Origin of the sequence: Mesorhizobium sp. M7A.F.Ca.ET.027.03.2.1, assembly GCF_003999175.1 — a bacterium.
GTDB lineage: Bacteria > Pseudomonadota > Alphaproteobacteria > Rhizobiales > Rhizobiaceae > Mesorhizobium.
In genome coordinates, this window is the sequence record NZ_RZOM01001277.1 from 1 (window position 1) to 1,514 (window position 1,514).

Consider the following 1,514-nt stretch of genomic DNA (forward strand, 5'->3'; position numbering starts at 1 on the left):
CTGGCCTGGTTGAAAGACAACAGGCCGGAGAAGTTCACCGCTCCAATGCCCGCCCCGCAGACCGAGGTTGCAGCATGAGCCCGCGCCTCGCTTCTCCTGCCCTCGCCGACCGTGGCGCCCGGCTTGCCGGCGTCGGCTTCACCGAACGTCTCGTGCCGCGCCAGGCTGGCGCCGTCGACTATGAATTCCCCGCTGCGTTGCCCTCCCAAGCCGCAGCCGCGCCGTCCGGCTCCTCCCTGGGCGGCGCCCCTTTTGCCCACTTCACCGAATCCTCCTGCGCGCTGCGTGCTTCGGAGGACAGGTCCTCCTGTCCGGCTAGCGTTCGTTCCGGCCAGGACAGCGCGCCGGCAGTTGATGCCTCTTCGGCCGGCGCGCTCGCCCACACCAGCAACGCGATCCTGCTGCCCGACCATGTGATGGTGCTGGTGCGCGCGATCGCCGCTTACGAGCGCTGCGCCAACGCGCGCGCCGTCGCGCTGGCGCTGACCGAATACGCCACGATGATCGGCGCCGGGGTGTTGGCCCGTGCGGTGGCTGATCTGGATGACGATCTCGCCGGCGCGCATGCGCGCCGGGCGGCAAACCGATTTCGAGGGGGCGGACCATGAGTGCATCTGCTTGCGGGCTTCCATGAACTGACGTCCTCCTTCGCGCTGCGCTTTGGAGGACAGGCCCGAACACTGAACCCTTTGAGACTGTCCCACCACGGGAAACGGCGGAGTGAATTCCCGCCGCGTGAAAGCTTTTGCCTGAGGAGGCCCAATTGAGCGAATTCACGACACGCTGGCAGCTGCGCCTGCTGGCCGCGCAGCACGATCTCGTCGAGGCCTGCGGCGGCATCGCCCGCGTCATGGAGAAGACCGGCTATTCCAAGGGCCAGGTCGGCCGCTGGAATGGCGGTCTCGACCGAGACCTGATGTCACTCAGCGTGGTGCTAACGCTGGAAGAGGATTGCGGCCGGCCGTTCGTCACCGCCGTCATGGCCGAGTTCCATGGCCGCTGCCTGACCGATGCGACCGACGGCGGCAGCCGCGTCGCCCACCTCGAGGAGCAGGTGGCCGGGCTGGTCGAGCAGGCCGGCAAGCTTGTTGTCGAGACGGTGAAGGCGCGCGCGGACGGCATCGTGACATCAAACGAGGCAACCATCCTGCGCGCCATCAGCTCGAAGATCGCGGGCCTCACCGCATCGATCGACGACGCGCTTGCCGGCGTCCAGGCCGCCGGCGGGCTGAAGGTGGTGGGGGTATGATGGATCATCGCATCACCTGCCTGGCCTGCGCCAAGCCAATTGACGATACCGCGCCAACGTATCCCGACGAGTCCGGCACGCTCTGTGCTGCCTGCGCGCCGACCTACGATCAGCTGATCGATGAGACGCTCGATTGCTACTTCGTGGACAAAGACGGCGAGCCGCTGACCGCCAGCGCACGACGCGTACTCTATGACGCCCACATCGCTGCCGGCGGCAAGCCGACCGACAGCATGGCGAGGCGCTGATGCGCTCTGTTCACGAC

General features: G+C 67.2%; 3 protein-coding genes. All 3 read left to right on the forward strand.

Annotation, left to right across the window (positions count from 1 at the left end; genetic code table 11):
* A partial coding sequence (locus EN750_RS33785; RefSeq protein WP_210212792.1) for a hypothetical protein occupies positions 1 to 608 on the forward strand: 608 nt, incomplete at its 5' end.
* Positions 609 to 763: 155 nt separating this feature from the next.
* Positions 764 to 1,249 carry a hypothetical protein gene (locus EN750_RS33790; protein WP_127399236.1) on the forward strand — a complete coding sequence of 162 codons (486 nt, stop codon included), beginning with the start codon at positions 764 to 766 and terminating at the stop codon, positions 1,247 to 1,249.
* Positions 1,249 to 1,497, forward strand: coding sequence for a hypothetical protein (locus tag EN750_RS33795; protein ID WP_145968176.1), 249 nt, complete (start codon positions 1,249 to 1,251; stop codon positions 1,495 to 1,497). Before EN750_RS33790 ends, EN750_RS33795 begins: the two co-directional genes overlap by 1 nt.
* Positions 1,498 to 1,514: the final 17 nt, after the last annotated feature.